This window comes from Billgrantia montanilacus (assembly GCF_003336675.1).
Classification (GTDB): Bacteria; Pseudomonadota; Gammaproteobacteria; order Pseudomonadales; family Halomonadaceae; genus Halomonas; species Halomonas montanilacus.
The window spans coordinates 83,934-102,753 of sequence record NZ_QPII01000006.1 but is presented as its reverse complement, the minus strand read 5'-3'; the positions used below and the strand labels follow the sequence as shown (position 1 = coordinate 102,753).

Annotated in this window: 12 protein-coding genes; 5 read left to right on the top strand and 7 right to left on the bottom strand. The window is 63.9% G+C overall.

Annotation, left to right across the window (positions count from 1 at the left end):
* Positions 1 to 9 precede the first annotated feature (9 nt).
* Entirely contained in the window at positions 10 to 1,230 is a 1,221-nt protein-coding gene (locus DU505_RS10295; RefSeq protein WP_114478905.1) for a CaiB/BaiF CoA transferase family protein, read from the top strand.
* A gap of 818 nt (positions 1,231 to 2,048) precedes the next feature.
* Here DU505_RS10295 and DU505_RS10290 read toward each other — a convergent pair.
* Positions 2,049 to 2,825 carry a DUF3750 domain-containing protein gene (locus DU505_RS10290; protein ID WP_114478904.1) on the bottom strand — a complete coding sequence of 259 codons (777 nt, stop codon included), beginning with the start codon at positions 2,823 to 2,825 and terminating at the stop codon, positions 2,049 to 2,051.
* Between the two features lie 3 nt (positions 2,826 to 2,828).
* Positions 2,829 to 3,662, bottom strand: coding sequence for a posphoenolpyruvate synthetase regulatory kinase/phosphorylase PpsR (gene ppsR, locus DU505_RS10285; protein ID WP_114478903.1), 834 nt, complete (start codon positions 3,660 to 3,662; stop codon positions 2,829 to 2,831).
* Between the two features lie 235 nt (positions 3,663 to 3,897).
* Between ppsR and ppsA the strand changes: the two genes are divergently transcribed.
* Positions 3,898 to 6,270: a phosphoenolpyruvate synthase gene (gene ppsA, locus DU505_RS10280; protein ID WP_114478902.1), complete on the top strand. Its 2,373-nt coding sequence runs from the start codon at positions 3,898 to 3,900 to the stop codon at positions 6,268 to 6,270.
* Positions 6,271 to 6,377: 107 nt separating this feature from the next.
* Positions 6,378 to 8,207, top strand: a complete 1,830-nt coding sequence (gene ggt / locus DU505_RS10275) for a gamma-glutamyltransferase (RefSeq protein WP_114478901.1) — start codon at positions 6,378 to 6,380, stop codon at positions 8,205 to 8,207.
* Between the two features lie 16 nt (positions 8,208 to 8,223).
* Here the strand turns inward: ggt and DU505_RS10270 are convergent, their stop codons facing one another.
* The 4 genes from DU505_RS10270 to DU505_RS10250 all read right to left on the bottom strand — a co-directional run bounded on the left by DU505_RS10270 (position 8,224) and on the right by DU505_RS10250 (position 14,426).
* Entirely contained in the window at positions 8,224 to 10,083 is a 1,860-nt protein-coding gene (locus tag DU505_RS10270; protein ID WP_114478900.1) for a glycerophosphodiester phosphodiesterase family protein, read from the bottom strand.
* A 632-nt stretch (positions 10,084 to 10,715) separates the two neighbouring features.
* Entirely contained in the window at positions 10,716 to 11,204 is a 489-nt protein-coding gene (rraA, locus tag DU505_RS10265; protein WP_114478899.1) for a ribonuclease E activity regulator RraA, read from the bottom strand.
* A 160-nt stretch (positions 11,205 to 11,364) separates the two neighbouring features.
* Entirely contained in the window at positions 11,365 to 11,967 is a 603-nt protein-coding gene (locus tag DU505_RS10260) for a porin family protein (protein WP_114478898.1), read from the bottom strand.
* A gap of 383 nt (positions 11,968 to 12,350) precedes the next feature.
* Positions 12,351 to 14,426, bottom strand: coding sequence for a sensor domain-containing diguanylate cyclase (locus DU505_RS10250; protein WP_181872794.1), 2,076 nt, complete (start codon positions 14,424 to 14,426; stop codon positions 12,351 to 12,353).
* Between the two features lie 136 nt (positions 14,427 to 14,562).
* Here DU505_RS10250 and DU505_RS10245 point away from each other — a divergent pair, with 136 nt between their 5' ends.
* On the top strand, positions 14,563 to 15,168 hold the full coding sequence (locus DU505_RS10245) for a biliverdin-producing heme oxygenase (protein ID WP_114478895.1): 606 nt from the start codon (positions 14,563 to 14,565) through the stop codon (positions 15,166 to 15,168).
* 131 nt (positions 15,169 to 15,299) lie between these two features.
* Here the strand turns inward: DU505_RS10245 and acnB are convergent, their stop codons facing one another.
* The gene (gene acnB / locus DU505_RS10240; protein ID WP_114478894.1) at positions 15,300 to 17,903 is read right to left on the bottom strand and encodes a bifunctional aconitate hydratase 2/2-methylisocitrate dehydratase; all 2,604 of its coding nucleotides are present in this window, start codon (positions 17,901 to 17,903) and stop codon (positions 15,300 to 15,302) included.
* 293 nt (positions 17,904 to 18,196) lie between these two features.
* On the opposite strand from acnB, the gene DU505_RS10235 reads away from it, so the two are divergent.
* Entirely contained in the window at positions 18,197 to 18,676 is a 480-nt protein-coding gene (locus DU505_RS10235) for a DUF1289 domain-containing protein (protein ID WP_114478893.1), read from the top strand.
* The last annotated feature ends 144 nt before the right edge of the window (positions 18,677 to 18,820 follow it).

Genomic DNA, 18,820 nt, shown 5'->3' with positions numbered 1-18,820 from the left:
GGAGCAAGCATGAGCGGACCGCTTGACGGTATCGTGGTGCTGGATATGTCGCGCGTGCTGGCTGGCCCCTGGGCCGGCCAGCTGCTCGCCGACCTTGGCGCACGCGTGATCAAGATCGAACATCCCGAGCGCGGCGACGACACTCGCGGCTGGGGCCCGCCCTGGCTCGGTGAAGACCTGGAGGCGGGCGGCGACGAACCCGAGCGGGTGGCCGCCTATTTCCTCTGCGCCAATCGCGGCAAGCAGTCGCTGGCGGTGGATATTGCCACCGAGAATGGCCAGGCGCTGATTCGCCAGCTGGCGACGGGCGCCGATATCGTGCTGGAGAACTTCAAGGTGGGTGGGCTGGCCAAGTATGGTCTCGACTACGCCAGCCTGCATGAGTTGAATCCCAGGCTGATCGGCTGTTCCATCACCGGTTTCGGCCAGGATGGACCCTATGCCCACCGCGCCGGCTACGATTTCATGATCCAGGCCATGGGCGGGCTGATGAGCATCGGCGGCGAGCCGGACGGCATGCCCATGAAGACCGGAGTGGCGATCACCGACGTCACGACCGGGCTCTATGCCACCATCGGCGTGCTGGCAGCGCTGCATGAGCGGGAGCGTACCGGGCTGGGTCGGCATGTGGACGTGGCTCTGCTCGACGTACAGGTGGCTGCACTGGCCAACCAGTCACTCAATGCGCTGGTCAGCGGCCAGTCGCCCCAGCGCCATGGCAATGCCCACCCCAACATCGTTCCCTACCAGGCCTTCGCCTGCGCCGATGGCTACCTGGTGCTCACCGTGGGCAACGACAGCCAGTTTGCCAGGCTGGCGGAACTGTTCGGTCATCCGGAGTGGGCGGTGGATCCCGCCTATGCCACCAACGAGGCCCGGGTGGGGAACCGCGACCAACTGGTGCCATTGATCCAGGCGATCTTCCGCACCCGGACCCGTGACGACTGGCTGGCCGAACTGGAAGCCCGCGGCATTCCCGCCGGGCCCATCAACACCATCAGCGAAGTCTTCGACGACCCGCAGGTTCGTCATCGGGGAATGCAACGCACCCTGAAGCGTGGCGAGCTCGACGTGCCTCAGGTGAGCAACCCGCTGCGCTTCGACGGCCAGCACGCCACCAGCGACGTGGCGCCACCCCGGCTCGGCCAGGACAGCGACACGATACTCACCGAGATGGGACTCTCGCCCGACGATATCGCTAGGCTGAAGCGGGAAGGTGTGGTGCGTTGAGGGATTGGGCAACACCGCCGGGGAGTCCTTCGGCCTCCAGTCGTGAGCTGAAGCTTCCTCCTACAACGGGGTGGTCCCGTTGGTGGAGAGAATCATTGTTGGAGCGCTGGTTTCCATCGCGACTGGCGCCGGCAGGCGCCTCGGCGGAGGCTGCCGTTGTTGTCAGTGTTCGTCAGCATTGGCAACACCGCCGGGAGTCCTTCGGCCTCCAGTCGCCGATGCGTCGGACCGGATCTAAAGATGCTCCTACAGCGGTGTGGCACCGTTGGTGAAGAGGATCGCTGTTGGAGCGCCGCTCCGCGTCGCGACTGGCGCCGGCAGGCGCCTTGGCGGGGGCTGCCGCCGTTGGCAGCGCTCGCCAGCATTGGCAACACCGCCGGGAGTCCTTCGGCCTCCAGTCGTGAGCTAAAGCTTCCTCCTACAAATTCTTATCGCCCCTTGGTGAGGAGAATCGCTGTTGGAGCGCCGCTCCGCGTCGCGACTGGCGCCGGCAGGCGCCTTGGCGGAGGCTGCTGTCGTTGGCAGTGATTGTCAGCATCGGCAACACCGCAGGGAGTCCTTCGGCCTCCAGTCGTGAGCTAAAGCTTCCTCCTACAAATTCTTATCGCCCCTTTGGTGAGGAGAATCGCTGTTGGAGCGCCGCTCCTCGTCGCGACTGGCGCCGGCAGGCGCCTTGGCGGAGGCTGCTGTCGTTGGCAGTGATTGTCAGCATCGGCAACACCGCAGGGAGTCCTTCGGCCTCCAGTCGTGAGCTAAAGCTTCCTCCTACAAATTCTTATCGCCCCTTTGGTGAAGAGGATCGCTGTTGCCGCGCTGACTTATCCTCCCTCCCGCGGGCATTCGACCGGGCCAGTGGTTTCCTGCCTGCCCCACAACCCCAGCGTGCCGACCCCGGGCAGTTTGATGCCCAGGGCGCGGGGGTCGATGCCGACCACCAGCCCGCCCAGATGCACTTCCAAGCCTTCCTCGATACCTATGGTTCCGCCGAGGTACCCGCCCAGTGAAACCTGCATTCCGGTGCCGCTTGGGCTGCGTACCACAATCTGGCGACCCAGGTAATCCTTGCCCACGGCGGTGGAGGGCAGGGCGGCATCCAGCGCCGGTACTTCCCGAATCAGCCAGGCGACGAACGTGTTGCTGTTGGGGCCTGGCCAGGCGCGATAGCGGTCCATATAGGGGTATGTCGGCAGGGCCGCCTCGATCTGTTCGATGGCGAGTTCAGCCGCGGCGCCGCATAACGTGGCATGGACGCTGGGCGCACTGCCGAACCATGCGCGGTCGGGTGTTCCCGAGCGGGATGAGAGGGTGGGGCGCCCCCAACGGGTTACCTGATGAATGGTGTACTGCGAAGCCCCCTGCGGCTTGGTCACGATCCAGGCATGCACGGCGAAGATGCCTCGCCAATTGAAGGCTCGCGCGGAGTAGACCTGCACCACGGCCTCGGGGGTGCGCGCCAGCTCGGGGGCCAGCCCGGCGCTGGCTCGATCAGCGTTACGCCAGTCGCCGCGGGTATCGATATCGCCGAGCCACCACACGTAAAGGGGCCCGCCGCCGAAGAGCGCAACCACCATCACGAATGCGAGCAGCCATTTCATTGGCTAGCGCGGGGAGAACCGCCGACTCAATCCTGTCTCGGCGATCATGCGAGTAGAGATCTCCTCGATCGAGAAGCGCGTGGTATCGATGAACGGAATATGCATCTGGCGATAGAGCCCTTCGGCCTGTTCGACTTCCTGGGCGCACTGGTCCAGCGAGCTGTAGCGACTGTTGGGCCGGCGCTCGTGGCGTATCGCCGTCAGTCGCCGTGGGTCGATGGTCAGCCCGAACAGCTTGTGTCGATGGGCCGCCAGTGCCTTGGGCAGCTTGAGCGTGCCATCTTCATCGAGGTCGTCCTCGGTGAGCGGATAGTTGGCAGCGCGGATGCCGAACTGCAGGGCAAGGTAGAGCGAGGTGGGTGTCTTGCCGCAGCGGGAGACCCCAACCAGGATCACGTCGGCCTGGTCGTACTGGTGGGTGCGGGCGCCGTCGTCGTTGTCCAGGGCGAAATGGACCGAATGGATGCGGTCCATGTACACCTCGTCCTTGCCGATGGAGTGGGTGCGACCGACGCTGTAGCTGGAGTGTGTCCCCAGCTCCTGCTCAAGCGGCTTGAGGAAGGTCGAGAAGATATCGACCTTGAACCCCGTGGCGCCACGTATCACGTCGCGAATGCCCTCGTCGACGATGGTGTCGATGATGATCGGTTGCTCACCGTCGCGTACCGCCGTGGCTTCGATGATCTCGACCAGGGTGCGCGCCTTGTCGACGGTGTCGATATAGGGCTTGGTGAGCATGCGCAGATCGACGTTCTCGAACTGGGCCAGCAGGCTGCGGCCGAGGCTTTCGGCGGTGATGCCGGTGCCGTCGGAAATGAAGAAGGCGGTACGGGACATGGCGAAAGCGGCTTCCGTGTACGGGGACGATACCCATTGTCGGGGCTGGTGGCGTCTCGGGCAAGGCGTGGCTTTTTCGGTGTTCACTACAAAAACGCGGCAAAAGGGACGACTGTTGTAAAAATCCTCCACTGACTTCGATGTTAGACCAATGGCGAATATGGAAACATCCGGTTAAGGTGTCGACCATTGCATCATTTGCCTGTAACCAGGCTTCGAAGATCAAGGGGGTCTCGTGGAAGATTACATCCTGTGGTTCGATCAGCTCGGCATGGACGACGTGGAACGGGTCGGCGGCAAGAACGCCTCCCTCGGTGAGATGATCTCAAACCTGTCGGGAGCCGGTGTCACCGTTCCCGGCGGTTTCGCCACCACAGCCCACGCCTACCGCGAATTCCTGGCCCACGAGGGGCTCAACGAGCGTATCAACCAGGCCCTCAACCGGCTCGACGTCGATGACGTCACCGAGCTGTCGCGGGTGGGTGCCGAGATTCGCCAGTGGGTGATCGACACGCCGCTACCGCCCATCTTCGAGGAACACCTGCGCACTGCCTACGACAAGCTGGCCACCCAGCACCCCAATCTCAAGGCGGCAGTGCGCAGCTCAGCCACCGCCGAAGACCTCCCCGATGCCTCCTTCGCCGGCCAGCAGGAAACCTTCCTCAACATCGAAGGCTTCGACAACATCAAGCGCGCCGTGCATGAGGTCTTCGCCTCACTGTTCAACGACCGCGCCATTTCCTACCGGGTGCACCGTGGCTACGCCCACGAGAACGTCGCACTCTCGGCGGGCATCCAGAAAATGGTGCGTTCCGAAACCGGGTCGAGCGGTGTGATGTTCACCCTGGATACCGAGTCCGGCTACCGCGATGCGGTGTTCGTCACGGCCTCTTGGGGGCTGGGCGAGACCGTGGTGCAGGGCTCGGTCAATCCTGACGAGTTCTACGTGCACAAGCCGACCCTGGCCGCCGGCCGCCCAGCGGTACTGCGCCGCAACCTCGGCTCCAAGCTGATCAAGATGGTCTACGGCGACGATGCCAGCGCCGGCAAGTCGGTCTCCACCGTCGATGTTCCCCTGAAGGATCGCGCTTGCTTCTGCATCAACGATGAGCAGGTCATGGCCCTGGCGCGCCAGGCGATGACCATCGAGGAGCACTACGGCCGACCCATGGACATCGAGTGGGCGCTGGATGGTGACGACGGCGAACTTTACATCGTCCAGGCGCGGCCTGAAACCGTGGTTTCCCAGCTCGAGGGCGGTAAGCTGGAGCGCTTCCACCTCAAGGAGAAGGGACGCACACTGGTCACCGGCCGGGCCATCGGCCAGCGCATCGGGCGTGGTGCGGTGAAGATCGTTTTCTCACCGGACGATATGGACAAGGTCAAGCCCGGCGACGTGCTGGTCACCGACATGACCGATCCCGACTGGGAGCCGATCATGAAGCGCGCCTCGGCTATCGTCACCAACCGCGGCGGCCGCACTTGTCATGCGGCGATCATCGCCCGTGAGCTGGGCATCCCGGCGGTAGTGGGCTGTGGCGATGCCACCGACATCCTCCAGGATGGTCGCGACGTCACTGTCTCCTGTGCCGAAGGCGATGCCGGTCACGTCTACGAGGGCCTGCTCGATTACGACCGCCGTGTCTCTACCGTTGACGCCATGCCCGAGATTCCCTTCAAGATCATGATGAACGTGGGCAACCCGGATCGTGCCTTCGGCTTCGCCGGGCTGCCCCATGCCGGCGTCGGCCTGGCGCGCCTGGAGTTCATCATCAATCGGATGATCGGCGTCCACCCCAAGGCGTTGCTCGAGTACGACACCCTGCCGCTGGAGTTACAGCAGACCATCGACATGCGCACTGCCGGCTACGCCGACCCGGTGACCTTCTACGTCGACAAGCTGGTCGAGGGGATCTCGACCCTGGCGGCCGCCTTCCATCCGCAGCGTGTCATCGTGCGCCTGTCGGACTTCAAGTCCAACGAATACGAGAACCTGATCGGTGGCAAGCTCTACGAGCCCGGCGAAGAGAACCCCATGCTGGGCTTCCGCGGCGCCTCACGCTACATCTCGGACGCCTTCCGGCCCTGTTTTGAACTGGAGTGCAAGGCGCTCAAGCGCGTCCGCGACGAGATGGGCCTCGACAACGTCGAGATCATGGTGCCCTTCGTGCGCACCACCGACGAGGCGCGGGAAGTGGTCGAGCTGCTCGCCGCCAACGGCCTGGCCCGGGGCGACAATGGGCTCAAGGTGATCATGATGTGCGAGCTGCCGGCCAACGCGCTGCTCGCCGACGAGTTCCTCGAATACTTCGACGGCTTCTCCATCGGCTCCAACGACCTGACCCAGTTGACCCTGGGCCTCGACCGCGACTCCGGCATCGTTGCTCACCTCTTCGATGAGCGGAACCCGGCGGTGCTCAAACTACTGAGCATGGCGATCCAGGCCTGCAAGGCCCAGGGCAAGTACGTGGGCATCTGCGGGCAGGGCCCCTCCGACCACCCCGATCTGGCCAAATGGCTGATGGAGCAGGGCATTGACTCGGTATCCTTGAACCCCGATGCGGTACTGGAAACCTGGTTCATGCTGGCGGGTGAAACGATAGAGTAATTGCGATAACATAATCTCACCCCAAGGGCCCGTTTGATTGTCGTCAAACGGGCCTTTTTTCGCCTATGCTGTAAACCTCTTACACGGAGTTACCGAGGGCCCAGCTCATGGATTACCAGACAGTTTCCCCGCGTCGCAAATGGTTAGGCATTGTCGTATCGGCAGCGATGCTGGGCATGCCGGTCGCTGCCCTTGCCGACGCTGCGTTTCAGTACGAGGCCCCCGCCATCGAACCGGAGAGGGCGTCCGGCTACAGCGAAAAGCCTGGCTGGGCGACCGAGCGTTTCGCGGTGGCAGCGGCCAACCCGCTTGCCACGGATGCCGGTTATCAGGTGCTCAAGGCAGGTGGTTCGGCGGTGGACGCCGCCATTGCCGTGCAGATGGTGCTTACTCTTGTCGAGCCCCAGTCCAGCGGCATCGGTGGCGGCGCTTTCCTGATGCATTACGACGGCAGTGACGTGACGGCCTTCGACGGCCGCGAAACCGCCCCGAGAGCTGCCACTGAATCCCTGTTCCTCAATGGGGATGGTGAACCGCTCGAATTCATGGATGCCGCGGCCAGCGGGCTTTCCGTTGGTGTGCCTGGCACCGTGCGCATGCTGGAGAAAGCACACGAGGCGTACGGCAAGCTGCCTTGGGCAGAACTGTTCACCCCGGCCATTACCCTCGCCGAGGAGGGGTTTCCCGTCAGTCATCGGCTGCACACCAGCCTGGCCGGAGAAGAGCGCCTGCGCGACGACGCCCTGGCCGGCACCTTCTACTACACAGAGGACGGAGAGCCGCTCGAGGAGGGGCACCTGCTCAAGAACCCCGCACTGGGCTCGATCCTGCGCGATATTGCCGAGCAAGGCAGCAAGGCGATGCATACCGGCGATATCGCCGAGGACCTGGTACAGCGGGTTCAGGGTCACCCCGGGCGCCCGGGTGCCATCAGCCTGGAAGACATGGCGACCTATGTCACCAAGCAGCGCGATCCCATCTGCACCGACTGGTTGGCGTACCGTGTCTGCGGCTTTCCGCCTCCGTCGTCTGGCCACCTGACCGTCATGCAGATCCTCGGGACCATGGAGCATCTGCCGGACCTGGAGACGCCCCTGGAAGAGGGGCAGCCAAGTGCCGAATGGCTGCATCGCTTCCTCGAAGCGTCGCGTCTCGCCTTTGCCGACCGAGGAAGGTACATCGCCGACCCGGACTTCGTCGATGCCCCGGGTGGGAGCTGGAGCGCCATGCTTGAACCCGACTACCTGGCCTTGCGTGCCCAGCTCATCGAAGAGCAGAGCATGGGCCCGGATGGCGCCTCGCCGGGCAATCCCGGCGATGTCGAAACCACCTGGGCGGTGCAGCCGAATCAGCCGGAATACGGCACCAGTCACATCAGTATCATCGATGAGGAAGGCAATGGCCTGGCCATGACCACCACCATCGAATCGGCATTCGGTTCGCGGATGCTGGCCGATGGCGGAACAGGCCAGCCGGGTGGCTACCTGCTCAACAATGAGCTGACCGACTTCTCCTTCCGCCCCCTGGATGCTGACGGCACGCCGATCGCCAACCGGGTGGAAGCCGGCAAGCGGCCGCGTTCTAGCATGAGTCCGACCCTGGTCTTCGACCGCGAGAGCGACGAGCTGATCGCAAGCCTTGGCTCGCCCGGTGGCGCGGCCATCATCCACTACACCGCCAAGGCGCTGGTGGCGATGCTCGACTGGGGATTGAATGCCCAGGAGGCACTGGACCTGCCCCATGCCATTACGCTCGGCGGCCCGGCTTTTCTTGAAGAGGGGCGCTTCGACCCGGCGATATTGGAAGCGCTGAACGAGCTCGGCCACGAGGCCAGCGAGCGTGAGCTGACCAGTGGCCTGCAGGCGATCATGAGAACCGAAGAGGGCTTCTTCGGCGGTGCCGATCCCCGGCGTGAAGGGGTGGTCATGGGGGACTGAGAACGGGGATTGAGGATTAGTTCCGCAACCAGTTGCGCAGCTTGACCAGCAGCAGGGCACCATCGCTGAGCTCACGCCGGTCCCGCAGCAGTTCGGTGAGGCGGTCCGGGTAGTCCGTGATGATGGCGTCCACGCCCAGGTCGATCAGCTGTGACATGCGGGCCCGGTCGTTCACCGTCCAGGCATGCACCTCGTAGCCCAGCTCGCGGGCCAGGCGTATCTCGTTATCGGTGATACGATTGTGTCGCAGCCCCAGCGCATCGAAGCCGCGGCGCTCCAGGGTGCCCGGCATGACCAGTTGGGCCAGCAGGGTGACGCGCAGCTCGGGTTCGCGCTCCTTCACCATCTGCACTACCCCTGGCGACATCACCGCGACACGGGTTTCGCCGACCACATCGGGATCTCCGCAGCGGGTCGTTGATTGCGCCGGCGAGAGCATGTCGAGGCACTGCGCTCTTGCCGCCGTTTCTCGCTGGATCGCCTCGAGTACCGCCTCAACCAGCGCCGGCTCACCGCCCGGATTGGGTTTCATGTCGATCATCAGGGCGCTCCGGCCTCTCACTGCCTGTAGCGCTTCGTCCAGGCTGGGAATGCGCTCGTCGACGAAGGTGTCGCCGAACCAGCTGCCCACGTCGAATGCCCGCAGCTCCTCCAGTGTCAGGTCGCGGACGTTACGAGGGTCGCCAGCGAGCCTCTGCAGGCTGCGGTCATGGTAGAGCACGACCTCGCCATCAGCCGTTAACCGCACATCGATCTCGATGTAGTCCGCCCGGTCCACGAGAGCCCGTTCGATAGCGGCCAGGGTGTTCTCCGGCGCGGTCATGGAACTGCCGCGGTGGGCAATGTTGGTCACGTCATCACGCAGCTCGAAACTGTTGACGATCCACCAGGCCTGGGCCAGGGCGAAGATCACTACCCCCAGCTCGACGCCCCATGCCAGGCGACCAGGATGCGCGTCCGCCGGCGGTGGAGCGGGCCGAGGCTCCTGGTGGGCAAGCCGCAGGTAGAGACAGGCCGAGAGCAGCGCGTTGGCGGCGATACCGATGAAGGTAATGGCCAATGTCACCAGCACATAGCCGGTCAGGTAGGCCAGCGTGGCCGGGACCAGCACCGCATTGCGTTCCGGCAGCCACCAGAGCATGGGCGTGAAGATGCGATCGAAGATCCAGCTGGAGAAGAAGGGCAGGGCGACGATCACCAGCAGAAGGACCAGCACCACCATTGCCACGTGGCCCTTGCGGCCACGGGTCAGTTCCCGGCTGCGGGCCAGGGCTGCCAGTGGCGATTGCTGTTCCAGGGTGACGATGGGCAGTGCCAGGATCCAGCGGAAGTAGAGTGTCGCGGCAACGAAGGCCCAGGCTACGACCAGCGGTGTGGCGACGGCCAGGTATTGCCAGTAGGCAGGGGGACGCACCCGAAGCACGTAATAGGAGTCCAGGCCGCCGATTATCAGGTCGTAGAACCAGCCCAGCAGGAGTACCACCGGCAGCATCAATAACAGGTGGGCCCCCACCTGGAGTATCACCAAACCGATCAGACCAAGCGCCCGATGCAGGGTCTGCCACAGGGCGATGAAGGCGAGCTGGTAGTGATTGTCGCGCCGGCGCACCGCGACCAGGATCATGCCCGCCTGCTGCAGGTAGAGCACTACGAAGATCGTGGCGATCGCGGCCAGTGCCCAGAGAATCCCGGCCGGCGTCAGAAACAGGTCGAGCAATTCCGCATTGGTGATCACCGGCTGGCTGATACGGCCCAGCAAACCGGTCAAGGTCCACGCAACGGATGGCAGCAACAGGCTCGAAGCGAGCAGGGTGAAGAACAGGTGATACGCGACCAAGGGACGCAGGTGCTCGCGCAGGCTACGCAGCACGTCCATTGCCAGCGATGACGGTGTCAGCACGATTGGGAGTCGTTGGGATTCATGATGTTAGAGTGGCATTGGAAAAGTGGATAAGGCAAGGGCGATGTTGGCGATAATCGCTGACGTTGCAGCCGCCGCCAAGGCGCCTGGCGGCGCCAGTCGCGATGCGGAGCAGCGCTCCAACAGCTGCTTTCCCCTGCCGTGTTAGGCGATTGCTACCCTGTAGGAGCATCTTTAGATCGCGACTGGAGGCCGCAGGCCTCCCGGCGGTGTCGGTAACGTTGCGGTTATCGCCGCGGCGGCGGCCTCCGCCAAGGCGCCTGGCGGCGCCAGTCGCGATGCGGAGCAGCGCTCCAACAGCTGCTTTCTCCTGCCGTGTTAGGCGATTGCTACCCTGTAGGAGCATCTTTAGATCGCGACTGGAGGCCGCAGGCCTCCCGGCGGTGTCGGTAACGTTGCGGTTATCCCTGCGGCGGCGGCCTCCGCCAAGGAGCCTATCGGCGCCAGTCGCGATGGAAACTCGGAGCGCCGAACCGAGCGCTCCAACAGCAGCTTTCTCCTGCCGTGTTAGGCGATTGCTACCCTGTAGGAATCTTTAGATCGCGACTGGAGGCCGCAGGCCTGCCGGTGGTGTTGCCGCTGGTGCCTCACCCCTCCAGATTCAAACGCGCTTCGGCGACCACGATGCCATTGTTGTCGGCGTACAGCCACTGGCCGGGCTTCAGGGTGACGCCGGCGAAGGTGACCGGTACGTCCCGCTGCCCTTCGCCGCGCTTGTCGCTCTTGCGCGGATGAGCGCCGAGAGCCTGAACGCCCAGATCGGTTTCGGCCAGCACGTCGACATCGCGAACACAGCCGTAGAGCACCACACCTGACCAGCCGTTATCGGCCGCCTGTTCGGCCACCATGTCGCCCAACATGGCGCAGCGATGCGAGCCACCGGCATCCACGACCAGCACCGCGCCGTCGCCGGGTTCGGCAGCGGCTTCCTTGACCAGCGAATTGTCCTCGAAGCACTTCACGGTGCGCACCGGCCCGCAGAACGCCTCGCGGCCGCCAAAGTTGACGAAGACGGGGTCGAGTACCTGCACGTCGGGGTTGGCGTCGCAGATATCGGGCGTAATGATGGCGCTCATGCAAGGCTCCTTGCCTGGGGAATTGGGGTTGATAACACGATGATGCCACAGTTCCTGCTGGGTCACCGTCGTCGTTTCGTCGGAGGAAACCGAAGACGCCGGGCCAAGGCCCGGCGTCATGTGTAGCGGCAGAAGATGATCGGGCCAATTCGACAAGCTGCTAGAAGCGGAACCCCACCGAGGCCGTGAAGGTATCGATGGTGTAGTCGCTATCGAAGTCGTAGCGCTCATACTCGGCGCGAACCATGATCGGGTTGAAGTTGAACTGGGCGCCGACCCCGTAGACCGGATCGAAGCCATCGTTGTCCTGCAGGTCCAGTTCGGCATCGCCCAGGTTGCCCTTGACGTCGGTCTCCCAGCTGGCGGCACCGACCTTGGCATAGGGGCTGAACCAGGGGGTTATCGGGAACTGGCCGACAAGGTTGGCACCGTAGGCGGTGGACTCCAGGTCGGTGCTGGCGCCATCCTGGCCGCGCAACCGAACCCTGCCAAGGTCGGCGTAGAAGATCTCAGCTGCCAGGTAGCGGTTGAGCTGATAACCGGCAAAGCCCTTCCAGACGTTGCCGTCATCATCAATGCTGAAGTTGCGACCTCCGCTCTCGATGAAGTTGTCGACTTCGTCGCGCTCGTTTTCCAGGGAACTGAAGCCGGTACCCAGGCCGAGATAGGCGTAGGGCTGATGGGGTGGGTTGGAGAATGCGGCATTGGCGGTCAACAGAGTGGCAGAGGCGAGCGAAACAGTCAGTAGTCGCTTGGTCGACATTTTTATCTCCTTGATGTCCCTTGGCCTTGATATCCTTGGCTTTTTTTTCATCGAGTCATTCGGTCAGAGAGCGGACATGGTGCGTGCAGATCACGCGGCTGGGCTGATCAAGAGGTTGGTATTGCCCTTAAGCAGTGCTATGACCACCTATGACGTTCTAAACGTAGCCTCGGCGCGAGTTCGCCACAAGTTCACTTAGGTAACCAATGGTACGCCGGCGCCGCCATCAGGCGGCATGGATAAGGGAAATCGTCGACGATGGCCCATAAAAAAGCGCCTCCAAACGGGGCGCTTTGGTCATCGGCACCGGCCGTAACCCTTGAGTATCGACCTTCGATGATGTCACTGCCGGCGTGGTGAGAAAGGCGGCTTTGGTGGAGGGCTCAGTCGACACTGTACACACCGTTGCGACCGAGCTGCTTGGCACGATACATCGCCTGGTCGGCGCGCTTGACCAGTGTCTTGACCGTGTCTCCCGGCCGGCAGGCGGCCACCCCGATACTCACCGTGATGGGACCGACCTCTTCGAAGTGGCTCTCGGCCACTCGCTGGCGCAGTCGCTCGGCGAGATCCTGGGCGCCACGTGCTGTGGTGCCGGTCGCCACCACAACGAATTCCTCGCCACCCCAGCGGCCCAGGTGGTCGGCCTCGCGAAGCATGGTGTTCAGCCGGGCAACCAGCGTCATCAGCGCCTTGTCACCGATCTCGTGTCCGTGGTCGTCATTCACAGCCTTGAAGTGATCGACATCCAGCAGCAGCAGTGCGCAATCCCGTCCGTAGCGTGTTGCGGAGGCGATTTCTTTCTCGAGGGTCTGCTCGATATGGTAGCGGTTCCACACCCCGGTGAGGCTGTCCAGCGAGGCGAGTCGTTCCAGGCGCTCGTTGACTTCGTGCAGGCGGGCATTGAGGAGATGGATCTCTTGGCTGGCAATCAGTGCCGCCAGGTTTTCGGCGAGGTCGGAGGCGGCGCGTCGTTCACTGCGACGCCAGACGCGACAGTGATCGCGTACTTTCTCCTGCCATTCGGCGAAGGAGCGGCGTGGTGCCAGCACACTGTATTCACCGCGTGACGCGATGTACTTCTCAGGCAGGCCGGCCCAGCGGCGCGTCTCGATTTCCTCGTCGCGAAACAGCAGTAACCAGCTCGGCTGTGCGGTGTCGATTGGCAGTGGCACGGCGAGCAACCCGCTGCTGGGTCCGTGCCAGGCGGCCAGGGGTGTCTCCTTGAGGCAGTGGCTATACCAGGCGACCGGGGCCTGGGGGCGAGCACTCAACCAAGCGACCATGGCGTTCAGTGATGGCTTATCAGGCACGGATCCACGGATGCCCTGGTGCGCTCGGTGGACGAGGGCCACGCCGTCGGCAGCGAACAGGTCCAGCCACTCCTCGCCACGCTGGGCCACGATCAGGTCAGGATCGATCCAGCGTTCGTGGGACTGGTGTAGCAGTTCGCGGCTGACCTGCACCTTCTGCATGAGCTGGCTTTCGGTTCGGGTGCGCAGCAGCCTCAGCTGGGGAACGGTAATCTGAACCAGCGCCCGCACCGTATCGCGCACCCCCGGTGACAGACGATGTGGCGTGGCCAATGCATGGCAGCTCAGCAGGGCGCCCAGGCGCTCCTCGTCTTCATCGTGCAGTGCCACCGAGAGGGCGCTGGCCACGTCCATGTTGGCGAGATACTCCTGATGGATCGGGGAAACGGCGCGCAGTACCCCTAGCGAGAGATCGAGTGGCGTGGCATCGACAGGGTCGTTGTCGGGTACCAGCGGGACGGCTGCAGCGGCGGCATCGGGGATGCTGCGCAGGCAATTGCGGTCGTACAGCGCGCGCACCTGAGGGGGGATGTCGCTGGCGGGAAAGTGGTGTCCCAGAAAGCTGCCGATGCCCTCGCCGCGACTCTCGGCGGTCACGCTGCCGTTCCAGCGCTCATCAAAGCGGTAGATCAGGACCCGGTCGAAGCCCGTGAGGTCGCGGATTTCTTCCACCAGCCACTCCAGCAGCTGGTCGGGGGTGGCCGCTTCCCGTACCGTAGCAAGCCAGCGGTTGAGTACCGACAGCAACCGAGGCTCATCCTCGGCGGGTAGCGGCTCCAGTTCGACCACCACGCGGGTACCGCTGCGGTAGGGGGTGACATGGAGACCTTGCGCCTCGGCGCCCAGACACGCCGTCAAGGTGCCTGGGACTTTGCTGCGCTCGTCGAGTTCGCGGGTGATACGCTTGAGCAGGTCGCTGCCCAGCAGCGCGACGGGTGAGGAGCGCAGGGCATGCTCGACCGGAATACCCAGCAGGGTTCCCAGGTTGGCGCTGACCTGACGCACCATGGTGAGATCGGCATCGAAGCTGATCAAGCCACCGCTTGGCTGGATGGCGCCGGGGATATGGACGGGCTCCGTTGCACAAGCACTCTGTGCCTCGGCGAGTTCGGCCTCGTGGCTGTCAGGATAATGGTGGCGGTTCACGCTCTTCGAGGCCTCATTTGTCAAGGGTGTGGATGGGGCCGGGGCGCTGGACGTGAATGATCGACTTACTCTACCAGAATCCTGTCTTGAAGGAGTATGAGTTCATGGTGATTGGCGCTGTGTGGAAAGTCTCAGCGTGACCCGGGTCAACAGCCAGTTCCGGGGCGAGAGTGTGCCCGCCGTGGCGCAAGCGTTGCGTCAGGGCACGCGCAGCGCCCATCGTCGGTTGGATCATCATCCCTTACTGCAACAGCTGGTGCGCCCAGGGCTGACGCGGGCGTCGTATACCGCCTCGCTCCTGGCACTGTATCGCCCCCAGGCCCAGCTGGAGGCTGTGGTGGCAGCGTCCGCAGCATGCCTCGGCCTGTCTATCGGCGAGGCGTCACCGGCCCCTCCCCGGCTTCCGCAGCTTGAGGCTGATCTGCATGGACTGGGAGCGGTGTTGCCCTTACCGGGTAGCAGTGAATGCCAGGTGGCCGATTCGCCAGCGGCCCTGGTTGGCCTGCGCTACGTGCTGGATGGCTCGCGACTCGGCGGACAGGTGATAGCCCGGCAGGTGGTCGAGTGGCTCGGGGATGATGTGCCACACCGCTTCTTCGCAGCCGCCGAACCCGACTGGCACTGGCGGCGCTTTCTTGCCTTCGGCCAGCATCACTGCCCACCAGAGGATGTCGATAGGGCGGTAGCAGCGGCGCAGGCTGCCTTTGCGAACTATCTTGTCTCGCTCGACGCGGCGCTCTGAGGGTTTCGAGCATAAAAAAGCGCCCCCAAACGGGGGCGCTTTGGTCATCGGCTCCGGCCGTCACCCTTGAGTGGTGGCCTTCGATGGTGCGAGCATCGGAGTCGAAATAATACTTCCGGTGTCGTAGCCTATCAGGCTTCCTGGGCCACGGGAATGACATTCGAGGCGGCTTTCTGATACTCCTCGATTTCATGGAAGTTCATGTAACGATAGATCTCTCCGGCCATCGCGTCGAACTCTCCCATGTAACGCTGGTACTCCTCGACCGTCGGCAGGCGTCCCTCGACGGCAGCGACCGCGGCCAGCTCGGCAGACGCCAGGTAGACGTTGGCGCCATCGCCCAGGCGGTTGGGGAAGTTGCGGGTCGAGGTGGAGACCACGGTGCTCTTGGCGGCAACGCGGGCCTGGTTGCCCATGCACAGCGAGCAGCCCGGCATTTCCATGCGCGCCCCGGCGCGACCGTAGATGCCGTAATAGCCCTCTTCGGTCAGCTGGTGCTGGTCCATCTTGGTCGGCGGTGCCAGCCACAGGCGGGTCTTCAGGCTGCCGGCCGGCTGCTTCTCTAGCAGCTTGCCCGCGGCGCGGAAGTGGCCGATGTTGGTCATGCAAGAACCGATGAACACCTCATCGATCTTTTCGCCAGCCACCTCGGAGAGCAGGCGGGCGTCGTCAGGATCGTTCGGCGCGCAGAGGATCGGCTCCTTGATTTCGTCGAGATCGATCTCGACGATCTCGGCGTACTCGGCGTCCTTGTCGGCGCGCATCAGGCTGGGGTTGGCCAGCCACTCTTCCATTGCCGCGATGCGGCGGCTGATGGTGCGCTCTTCGCCGTAGCCGTTGCTGAGCATCCACTTGAGCAGGGTGATGTTGGAGTTCAGGTACTGGGCGACGCTCTCTTCGGAGAGAGTAATGGTGCAGCCGGCGGCTGAACGTTCGGCAGAGGCGTCGGAGAGCTCGAAGGCCTGCTCGACGGTGAGGTCGTCAAGGCCTTCGATTTCCAGCACGCGGCCGGAGAACGCGTTCTTCTTGCCCGCCTTGGCCACGGTCAGCAGGCCATTCTTGATCCCGTAATAGGGAATGGCGTGGACCAGATCACGCAGGGTGACGCCGGGCTGACGCTTGCCCTTGAAGCGGACCAGCACCGACTCCGGCATGTCCAGCGGCATGACGCCGGTGGCGGCAGCGAAGGCAACCAGGCCCGAGCCCGCCGGGAAGGAGATGCCCATCGGGAAGCGGGTGTGGGAGTCGCCGCCGGTGCCCACGGTGTCGGGCAACAGCATGCGGTTCAGCCAGCTGTGAATGATGCCGTCACCCGGGCGCAGCGAGACGCCGCCGCGGTTCATGATGAAGTCGGGCAGGGTGTGGTGGGTATCCACGTCGACCGGCTTCGGGTAGGCGGCGGTGTGGCAGAACGACTGCATCACCAGGTCGGCCTGGAAGCCGAGGCAGGCCAGGTCCTTGAGCTCGTCGCGGGTCATCGGGCCGGTGGTGTCCTGGGAACCCACGGTGGTCATCTTCGGCTCGCAGTACATGCCCGGGCGCACGCCATCCAGGCCGCAGGCCTTGCCGACCATCTTCTGGGCCAGAGTGAATCCCTTGCCGGTGTCCTTGGGCTGCTCGGGCAGGCGGAAGACATCCGAGGGCGCGAGGCCCAGCGACTCGCGCGCCTTGCCGGTCAGGCCACGACCGATGATCAGCGGGATGCGGCCACCGGCGCGCACCTCGTCGAGGATCAGCTGGGTCTTGAGTTCGAAGGTGGTGACGACCTCGTCGGTGCCGTGCTTGCACACCTTGCCTTCATAGGGGTAGACGTCGATGACGTCGCCCATTTCCATGTTGGCAACGTCCATCTCGATGGGCAGGGCCCCGGAATCTTCCATGGTGTTGAAGAAGATGGGGGCGATCTTGCCACCGAAGCAGAAGCCGCCGGCGCGCTTGTTGGGCACGTTGGGAATGTCGTCGCCGAAGAACCACAGCACCGAGTTGGTGGCGGACTTGCGCGAGGAGCCGGTGCCGACCACGTCGCCGACGTAGGCGACCGGGAAGCCCTTGGCCTTCACTTCTTCGATCTGCTTGAGCGGGCCGGTGGTGCCGGGCACTTCGGGCACGATGCCCTCGCGCTCGTTCTTGAGCATGGCGTTGGCATGCAGCGGAATGTCGGGGCGCGACCAGGCATCCGGGGCGGGGGAGAGGTCGTCGGTGTTGGTCTCGCCGGGTACCTTGAACACGGTCAGGGTGACCTTCTCGGCCGGTGCAGGCTTCGAGAGGAACCACTCCGCCTCGGCCCAGGACTGGAGGACGTCCTTGGCCACGGCGTTGCCGGCGCGGGCCCGCTCCTCCACGTCGTGGAAGGCGTCGAACATCAGCAGGGTGTGCTTGAGCTGCTCGCCCGTCTCCTTGGCCAGTTCGGCATCGTCGAGCAGTTCGACCAGCGAAACGATGTTATAGCCGCCCTGCATGGTGCCCAGCAGCTTGACGGCGTGCACCTTGTCGATCAGAGGAGAGTTGGCCTCGCCCTTGGCGATGGCGGTCAGGAAGCCGGCCTTGACGTAGGCTGCCTCGTCCACGCCCGGCGGAACGCGGTTGGTCAGCAGGTCGAGAACGAATTCCTCTTCACCGGCGGGCGGATTCTTCAGCAGCTCGACCAGCGCGGCGACCTGCTCGGCATTCAGAGGCTTCGGCGGGACGCCCTCGGCGGCGCGTTCCTCGACATGTTGGCGATAGGCTTCAAGCACGTTGGGGCCCTCTTCTATAGTGGTGGCCAAAGCACGCCCTGACAGCGCCAGAATCGGCGAAATGGTGGCTTCGGCTGGTGAAACAATCGTGTCACTGGGTGCGGCGATTCTACGCCAAACTGTCGACAATGTTAAGGAGACCCCCGTCATGGCCGCCTTGAACTTTGGTCGGCGCGATGTTTGTCCGGTTACAAATTTCGCCGGATCAAGCCTCCTCGACGGGTTCCTGTCGCGTTACCATGGGCGCCGAAACAAAGAGGGTAAGAGAGGGTAACGATCGAGGTCGAAGTCACATGGCTGCCAGTATCACGTCCCCCTGCGTAGGGCTCTGTTCCACCACTCTCGGTGATCCGGTCTGTCGCGGATGCCAGCGTGGCGATAATGAAATACTCGACTGGTTCGGCCTGTCCGGTGACGAACGTGAAGCCCGCATGGCGGAGCTGGACGCACTACGGGACGCCGTGGCCGGTCGCTTCCTGCGCGTGGTGGACCCCGAGCTCCTCGAAGCGCAGCTGCAGCGTCACGGCATCCGCTTTCGCCCAGAGCAGCCGGCGCTATCGCGCGCGGTGGAGCTGCTGCGGGTGGGGCGTACGCGCATCCAGGCTCTGCCGCGGTACGGTCTTGTGCCTGTCGAAGCCGCCCTTGGCCTGGATGTCGCAGAACTACACGCACGGCTCAGCCAGGCGCTGGCCGAGGCCGCCGAATGTCGGCAGGCACAGCAGCAGGCGCACCGTAATCGCGTCTCTTTAGTCGTACCTCCGGAATCGACATAACGATCGCACCACATCCGAGCCAATGCCATGCCCGAGACCATTTCCAAGCCGAGTTCCAAGCCCATTTCAGAGCCCATTTCAGAGCCGATCTCAGAGACGATCTTAGAGATAGGGGAAGCACCAAGCGACGAGGCCCTGCTGCCG